The following is a 9,035-nucleotide window of genomic DNA, read 5'->3' on the forward strand; positions in this document are numbered from 1 at the left end:
TCCGTACACGGGTGCGGTCAGCTGGGACAATCTCGGCGACGACCGGATCGGCGTCTTCCACCCCAGCTACATCGCCCTGTTGCGGATCCACGTCGACGGGCTGCGCAGGCTCGCGCTGCGCAGGCTGGCCGAACACGCCGCGGACGAGCTCGGTTCCCTGGATCCCCGGCTCGATTCGGTGCTGTGGATGCGGCGCCTCGCCGAGAACGTTCCCGCGGCCGGGGAACTGGAGATGCTCGTCCCGGTCGCGAAGCGCTTCGGAGAGTTGCTCGACCTGCTGCCCGAGACCGGGGGCGTGGTCGTACTGCACGGGTGGGCACATCGTTATCTGATGGGTACGGTCGCGCTCGACGTCAAGGTCGCGATCGAGGCATGGCTGCGGGCGTGGTCGTACGGGGAACTCGTCGACGGAATGGCCTGTCCGGACGAGCAGACCCAGCGGATGTGGGAGCGCCAGTGCACCTGGCTGGCCGACCAGATCATCGACCCGCTCCAGCCGGCCGCCGAAGCGGTGTGATCCCGGCTGCCCGGTCTGCACCACGATCAGGACCGATCGGCGAATCCGCTGGTCGAAGGGCGAATTTCAGATCGTACACAGGGAGCTACGGCATTGCGCCAACCGGCGGTTTGAGCGCGTGGCATCTTGACTCAGCGGCCCCGGGAGGTCACGCTTACTGGCGATGGCAACGCCCGGGACAGGGCGAGCTGGTGAGGCATACCTGAAGATGTCGTGATCGAGGTCTGGCCCCCGTCGGGAGTGCCCCTCGACAGAACGCGTCGTTCAGGCTAGACTGCTTCTTTGCGCTGCCCTCTTTCAGGCTGCCCGGGCACGGCGGCTAGACTGTGGGCACCACCGCACCCTTGACAGTCGTATTGGTTAACGCTATTGCGGCTGCTCACCGCTCATTGTCCCCGGAAGGACGCATCTTGGCAGTCTCTCCCGCGAACCAGGCCACTGCTGCGACCACCTCGGCTGCTTCCACCTCGAACCCCTCGGGCATCCCGGGAGCCCCCAAGCGGGTCTCCTTCGCGAAGATCCGGGAACCGCTGACCACGCCCAATCTGCTCGACGTGCAGATCCAGTCGTTCCAGTGGTTCACCGGTGACGAGAAGTGGTTCGAGCGCCGCGTCGAGGAAGGCGAAGAGAACCCGGTCGGCGGCCTCGAAGAAGTCCTCAACGAGATCTCGCCCATCGAGGACTTCCAGGGCTCGATGTCGCTGTCCTTCTCCGACCCGCGCTTCGACGAGGTGAAGGCCTCCGTCGAGGAGTGCAAGGACAAGGACATGACCTACGCGGCTCCGCTGTTCGTCACGGCGGAGTTCGTCAACAACAACACCGGTGAGATCAAGAGCCAGACGGTCTTCATGGGCGACTTCCCCGTGATGACCGACAAGGGCACGTTCATCATCAACGGCACCGAGCGTGTCGTGGTGTCCCAGCTGGTCCGTTCGCCGGGTGTGTACTTCGACCAGGCGATCGACAAGACCACCGACAAGGACGTCTTCAGCGTCAAGATCATCCCGAGCCGGGGGGCGTGGCTCGAGTTCGACGTCGACAAGCGTGACACCGTCGGGGTGCGGATCGACCGCAAGCGCCGCCAGCCGGTCACCGTGCTGTTGAAGGCGCTCGGCTGGACCACCGAGCAGATCCGCGAGCGGTTCTCCTTCTCCGAGACCCTGCTCGCGACGCTCGAGAAGGACCACACCCCGGGTGTCGACGAGGCGCTGCTCGACATCTACCGCAAGCTGCGTCCGGGCGAGCCGCCGACGAAGGAGAACGCGCAGGCCCTCCTGGAGAACCTGTTCTTCAAGGACAAGCGCTACGACCTGGCGAAGGTGGGCCGCTACAAGGTCAACAAGAAGCTGGGCCTCGACCTCCCGTACGAGACCGGCACGCTGACCGAAGAGGACATCGTCACCACCATCGAGTACCTGGTCCGGCTGCACGCCGGCGAGGACAAGATGGGCCAGGACGACCGTGTCATCCCGGTCGAGGTGGACGACATCGACCACTTCGGCAACCGGCGCCTGCGCACCGTCGGCGAGCTGATCCAGAACCAGATCCGGGTCGGCCTCTCCCGCATGGAGCGCGTGGTCAAGGAGCGGATGACCACCCAGGACGTCGAGGCGATCACGCCGCAGACCCTGATCAACATCCGCCCGGTGGTGGCCGCGATCAAGGAGTTCTTCGGCACCTCCCAGCTGTCGCAGTTCATGGACCAGAACAACCCGCTGTCGGGCCTGACCCACAAGCGCCGCCTGTCGGCGCTGGGCCCCGGCGGTCTGTCCCGTGAGCGCGCCGGCATGGAGGTCCGCGACGTGCACCCGAGCCACTACGGCCGGATGTGCCCGATCGAGACCCCGGAAGGCCCGAACATCGGCCTCATCGGTTCGCTGTGCTCCTACGCCCGGGTCAACCCGTTCGGCTTCATCGAGACGCCGTACCGGAAGGTCGTCGAGGGCAAGGTCACCAACCAGATCGACTACCTGACCGCCGACGAGGAGGACCGCTTCGTCAAGGCGCAGGCCAACGCGCCGCTGACCGAGGACGGGTACTTCGCGGAGGACCGCGTGCTGGTCCGCCGGAAGGGCGGCGAGGTCGAGCTGATCGACCCGATGGACGTGGACTACATGGACGTCTCGCCGCGCCAGATGGTGTCGGTGGCGACCGCCATGATCCCGTTCCTCGAGCACGACGACGCGAACCGCGCGCTGATGGGTGCCAACATGCAGCGCCAGGCGGTGCCGCTGCTGCGCAACCAGTCGCCGCTGGTCGGGACCGGGATGGAGCTGCGGGCCGCGATCGACGCCGGCGACGTGCTCGTCGCCGAGCAGTCCGGTGTGGTCGAAGAGCTGTCGGCCGACCTGATCACGGTCATGCACGACGACGGCACCCGCAAGAGCTACGGGCTGTACAAGTTCCGCCGCACCAACCACGGCACCTGCTTCAACCACCGGCCGATCGTCAACGAGGGCGACCGGGTGGAAAAGGGCCAGGTCATCGCGGACGGTCCGTCCACCGAGAACGGTGAGATGGCGCTCGGCAAGAACCTGCTCGTGGCGGTCATGCCGTGGGAAGGCCACAACTACGAGGACGCGATCATCCTCTCCGAGCGGCTCGTGCAGGACGACGTGCTCACCTCGATCCACATCGAGGAGCACGAGATCGACGCGCGGGACACCAAGCTCGGTGCCGAGGAGATCACCCGGGACATCCCGAACGTCTCCGAAGAGGTACTGGCCGACCTGGACGAGCGCGGCATCATCCGCATCGGTGCCGAGGTCCGCGACGGCGACATCCTGGTCGGCAAGGTCACGCCGAAGGGCGAGACCGAGCTGACCCCGGAGGAGCGCCTGCTCCGCGCGATCTTCGGCGAGAAGGCCCGCGAGGTCCGCGACACCTCGCTGAAGGTGCCGCACGGCGAGACCGGCAAGGTCATCGGCATCCGGGTGTTCTCCCGTGAGGACGACGACGAGCTGCCCCCGGGCGTCAACGAGCTGGTCCGCGTCTACGTGGCCCAGAAGCGGAAGATCCAGCCGGGCGACAAGCTCGCCGGCCGGCACGGCAACAAGGGTGTCATCGGCAAGATCCTGCCGGTCGAGGACATGCCGTTCATGGAGGACGGCACCCCGGTCGACATCGTGCTGAACACCCACGGTGTGCCGCGCCGTATGAACATCGGCCAGATCCTCGAACTGCACCTCGGCTGGCTGGCCTCCCAGGGCTGGAAGGTCGAGGGCAACCCCGAGTGGGCGAGGAACCTGCCCGAGGAGCTCTCTGACGTCGACCCCGGCACGAACACCGCCACCCCGGTGTTCGACGGCGCCAAGGAGGAGGAGCTCACGGGTCTGCTGTCGTCGACCCTGCCCAACCGCGACGGTGAGCGGCTGGTCGGGCCGAACGGCAAGGCGGTGCTGCTCGACGGCCGTTCCGGCGAGCCGTTCCCGTACCCCGTGGCCGTCGGCTACATGTACATCCTCAAGCTGCACCACCTGGTCGACGACAAGATCCACGCCCGGTCGACCGGTCCGTACTCGATGATCACGCAGCAGCCGCTGGGTGGTAAGGCGCAGTTCGGTGGCCAGCGCTTCGGCGAAATGGAGTGCTGGGCGATGCAGGCCTACGGTGCGGCCTACACGCTGCAGGAACTGCTCACCATCAAGTCGGACGACGTGGTGGGCCGCGTGAAGGTGTACGAGGCCATCGTCAAGGGCGAGAACATCCCGGACCCGGGCATTCCCGAGTCGTTCAAGGTGCTGTTGAAGGAGCTGCAGTCGCTCTGCCTCAACGTGGAGGTCCTGTCCTCCGACGGTGCGGCGATCGAGATGCGCGACTCCGACGACGAGGACCTCGAACGCGCCGCCGCCAACCTCGGCATCAACCTGTCCCGCAACGAGTCGCCCTCGGTGGACGACGTCGTGCAATGACCCAGCCATCCGGAAGCCGGCCCCGGCGCGGGTGTCCGACAGGACGCCCGCGCGGGTGCCGGCCCCGGGTAGCCGAGCCCTCTATCCCGATTAGAACCCAAGGGGATGCAAGGACGTGCTGGACGTCAACTACTTCGATGAGCTCCGGATCGGCCTGGCCACCGCGGACGACATCCGTCAGTGGTCCTACGGCGAGGTGAAGAAGCCGGAGACCATCAACTACCGCACGCTCAAGCCCGAGAAGGACGGCCTCTTCTGCGAGAAGATCTTCGGCCCCACCCGGGACTGGGAGTGCTACTGCGGTAAGTACAAGCGGGTCCGCTTCAAGGGCATCATCTGTGAGCGCTGCGGTGTCGAGGTGACGCGGGCCAAGGTGCGGCGCGAGCGGATGGGCCACATCGAGCTGGCCGCTCCGGTCACCCACATCTGGTACTTCAAGGGCGTTCCCTCGCGGCTGGGCTACCTGCTCGACCTGGCTCCGAAGGACCTCGAGAAGATCATCTACTTCGCAGCCTACGTGATCACCGGCGTGAACACGGAGCTGCGCCACAACGACCTGCCGACGCTGGAGAACGAGATCGGCGTCGAGCGCAAGAACATCGAGGCCAAGCGCGACGCCGACATCGAGGCGCGGGCGCAGAAGCTCGAAGCCGACCTCGCCCAGCTGGAGGCCGAGGGCGCCAAGTCCGACGTGCGCCGCAAGGTCAAGGAGGGCGGCGAGCGGGAGATGCGCCAGCTCCGTGACCGGACCCAGCGCGAGCTGGACCGGCTCGAGGAGATCTGGACCACCTTCAGCAAGCTCGAGGTGCGTCAGCTGATCGCGGACGAGCAGCTCTACCGCGAGCTGTACGACCGCTACGGCGAGTACTTCACCGGCGGCATGGGCGCGGAGGCCATCCAGAAGCTGGCCACCGAGTTCGACGTGGCCGCCGAGGCGGAGAACCTGCGCGAGATCATCCGCAGCGGCAAGGGGCAGAAGAAGCTGCGCGCCCTCAAGCGGCTCAAGGTCGTCGCGGCCTTCCAGGCCACCGGCAACGACCCGCGCGGCATGGTGCTCGACGCCGTTCCGGTGATCCCGCCGGACCTGCGCCCGATGGTGCAGCTCGACGGTGGCCGGTTCGCCACCTCCGACCTGAACGACCTGTACCGCCGGGTGATCAACCGGAACAACCGGTTGAAGCGGCTGATCGACCTCGGTGCGCCCGAGATCATCGTGAACAACGAGAAGCGGATGCTGCAGGAGGCCGTCGACGCGCTGTTCGACAACGGCCGCCGCGGCCGCCCGGTCACCGGTCCCGGTAACCGTCCGCTGAAGTCGCTGTCCGACCTGCTCAAGGGCAAGCAGGGCCGGTTCCGCCAGAACCTGCTCGGCAAGCGCGTCGACTACTCGGGCCGTTCGGTCATCATCGTCGGTCCGCAGCTGAAGCTGCACCAGTGCGGTCTGCCCAAGGACATGGCGCTGGAGCTGTTCAAGCCGTTCGTGATGAAGCGGCTGGTCGACCTCAACCACGCGCAGAACATCAAGTCCGCCAAGCGGATGGTGGAGCGGGCGCGCCCGCAGGTGTGGGACGTGCTGGAAGAGGTCATCACCGGCCACCCGGTGCTGCTGAACCGGGCGCCGACCCTGCACCGCCTCGGCATCCAGGCCTTCGAGCCGCAGCTGGTGGAAGGCAAGGCCATCCAGCTGCACCCGCTGGTCTGTGAGGCGTTCAACGCGGACTTCGACGGTGACCAGATGGCGGTGCACCTGCCGCTGTCGGCCGAGGCCCAGGCCGAGGCCCGGATCCTGATGCTGTCGGCGAACAACATCCTGTCGCCGGCGTCGGGCCGCCCGCTGGCCATGCCGCGTCTGGACATGGTCACCGGCCTGTTCCACCTGACCAGGCTGGACGAGAGCGCCACCGGGGCCGGCCACGCCTACGCCTCGCCCGCCGAGGCGATCATGGCCTACGACCGCAAGGCGCTGAGCCTGCACGCCCCGATCAAGATCCGGGTCACGGACCGTCAGCCGAACCGGGCGGACGTCGTGAAGCTGGCCGAGAACGGCTGGGAGCCGGGTCAGCCGTGGCTGGCCGAGACCACCCTCGGCCGGGTGCTGTTCAACGAGTTGCTCCCGCCGGACTACCCGTTCGTGAACGAGCCGATGCCGAAGAAGCGGCAGGCCGCGATCGTAAACGACCTGGCCGAGCGGTACTCGATGACGCAGGTCGCGCAGACCCTGGACCGGCTCAAGGACGCCGGCTTCTACTGGGCGACCCGCTCCGGTGTGACCGTGTCGATCAGCGACGTGGTCGTGCCGCCGGAGAAGAAGGAGATCCTCGACCGGTACGAGGCCAAGGCCGACCAGGTGGAGAAGCGCTACCAGCGCGGTCAGCTCTCGCACGCCGAGCGCAACAACGAGCTGGTCAAGGTGTGGAGCCAGGCGACCGACGACGTCGCCAAGGTCATGGAGGACGCCTTCCCGGAGGACAACCCGATCTCGATGATCGTGAAGTCCGGGGCGGCGGGCAACATGACCCAGGTCCGTTCGCTGGCCGGTATGCGTGGTCTGGTGTCGAACCCGAAGGGTGAGTACATCCCGCGCCCGATCAAGGCGAACTTCCGTGAGGGCCTGTCGGTGGCCGAGTACTTCATCGCCACCCACGGTGCCCGGAAGGGTCTGGCCGACACCGCGCTCCGTACCGCCGACTCGGGTTACCTGACCCGTCGTCTGGTGGACGTGTCGCAGGACGTCATCGTCCGCGAGACCGACTGTGGCACCAGCCGCGGCATCAACATGCCGATCGGTGAGAACCTGGGTGACGGCCGCGTGGTGCGGGCGCAGCACGTGGAGACCGCGGCCTACGCCCGGACGCTGGCCACCGACGCGGTGGACGCCGAGGGCAACGTGGTGCTCAACGCCGGCGACGACCTCGGTGACCCCGCGATCGAGAAGTTGATCACCAGCGGGATCGCCAAGGTCAAGGTGCGCAGCGTGCTCACCTGCGAGTCCGCCGTCGGTGTCTGCGCGATGTGCTACGGCCGCTCGATGGCGACCGGCAAGCTGGTGGACGTCGGCGAGGCCGTCGGTATCGTCGCCGCCCAGTCGATCGGTGAGCCGGGTACCCAGCTGACGATGCGTACCTTCCACCAGGGTGGTGTCGCCGGTGACGACATCACCACGGGTCTGCCGCGTGTCACCGAACTGTTCGAGGCCCGGGTCCCGAAGGGCAAGGCGCCGATCGCCGACGTCGATGGCCGCGTGCGCATCGAGGAGAGCGAGCGGTTCTGGAAGATCACGCTGATCCCGGACGACGGTGGCGAGGAGATCATCTTCGACAAGCTGTCGAAGCGTCAGCGCCTGGCCAACACGCCGACCGGCCCGCTGCAGGACGGCGACCACGTGTCCGTCGGCCAGTTGCTGCTGGAAGGCACCCCGGACCCGCACGAGGTCCTGCGTGTCATGGGTCCGCGCGAGGCGCAGATGCACCTGGTGGACGAGGTCCAGAAGGTGTACCGGGCGCAGGGTGTGTCGATCCACGACAAGCACATCGAGGTGATCGTCCGGCAGATGCTGCGCCGGGTCACGATCATCGACTCGGGTTCGACCGACTTCCTGCCTGGTGAGCTGCCCGAGCGCACCAAGTTCGAGTCGACGAACCGGGCCGCGGTGGCCGAGGGCGGCGAGCCCGCCTCGGGTCGCCCGGTGCTGATGGGTATCACGAAGGCCTCGCTGACCACGGACTCGTGGCTGTCCGCGGCGTCGTTCCAGGAGACCACGCGTGTCCTGACCGACGCGGCGATCAACGGCCGCAGCGACAAGCTGGTCGGCCTGAAGGAGAACGTGATCATCGGTAAGTTGATCCCGGCAGGCACGGGCATCAACCGGTACCGCAACATCCAGGTGCAGCCGACCGAAGAGGCCAGGGTGGCGGCGTACGCCATCCCGTCCTACGACGACGGCTACTACACCCCGGACGTGTTCGGCACCGGCACCGGCGCCGCGGTTCCGCTGGACGACTACGACTTCGGCCGCGATTTCCGCTGAGGTCCGTCTCCACGTCGAAGGCCCCGGGATGCCTCCCGCATCCCGGGGCCTTCCCCTTTTCCGGGAGTTTCGGGCGAGTTGGGTGACGAGGTCCCGGGGGAAAATCCTCGGGCGTCAGGCACTTGCCTTCGCGTTGAAAATCACGTTGATAATCGCCTCACTGCCTGACGTGCTCCCGCTGTCGGCAGGTGTTTTTCGCCCTTGTTCGGCCTGTTGATCGGTCCCGTCTCGACAGTGCGCGGATAATCCGGGTATTTCGCCCGAACGGGATCCGGAGGGGCCGTCACCCAGCGGTTTGCCATGGTGTCGGTAGCGTGTCGGCCGAGGTTCACACGTAGCGGAACGAGGAGGGCGCTGTGAACGCTGAAGAGAACGCGAGCCGGCAGGAGGCATCGTCCACCGGGCGGCACGCCGCTCCCGAGGGCGCACCCCGCCACCCGGCGATCGACCTGTCCCGGGATCCGAACCCGGGCCGGCCGGACCACGCCAAGCCGGACGACGAGTAGCTTGCGCCTGGGGGCCCTGAACCAGCCGGTTCGGGGCCCTTTCCGTTTCTCGTGCACCGGCCGGGGGCCATGGG

Annotated in this window: 4 protein-coding genes; all 4 read left to right on the forward strand. The window is 67.1% G+C overall.

Features of this window, described 5'->3' with window-relative positions; all coding sequences use genetic code 11:
- Positions 1–517: hypothetical protein (locus FNH05_RS38240; protein ID WP_186382714.1), on the forward strand; the 517-nt coding region annotated here is incomplete at its 5' end.
- Between the two features lie 410 nt (positions 518–927).
- Positions 928–4,428, forward strand: a complete 3,501-nt coding sequence (gene rpoB / locus FNH05_RS24600) for a DNA-directed RNA polymerase subunit beta (RefSeq protein ID WP_144591083.1) — start codon at positions 928–930, stop codon at positions 4,426–4,428.
- A 115-nt stretch (positions 4,429–4,543) separates the two neighbouring features.
- Positions 4,544–8,455 (forward strand): DNA-directed RNA polymerase subunit beta', encoded by a 3,912-nt coding sequence (locus FNH05_RS24605; RefSeq protein WP_144591084.1) that lies wholly within the window; start codon positions 4,544–4,546, stop codon positions 8,453–8,455.
- A gap of 356 nt (positions 8,456–8,811) precedes the next feature.
- Positions 8,812–8,961: a hypothetical protein gene (locus FNH05_RS24610; RefSeq protein WP_144591085.1), complete on the forward strand. Its 150-nt coding sequence runs from the start codon at positions 8,812–8,814 to the stop codon at positions 8,959–8,961.
- Positions 8,962–9,035: the final 74 nt, after the last annotated feature.

This window comes from Amycolatopsis rhizosphaerae (assembly GCF_007713715.1).
Lineage (GTDB): Bacteria > Actinomycetota > Actinomycetes > Mycobacteriales > Pseudonocardiaceae > Amycolatopsis_E > Amycolatopsis_E rhizosphaerae.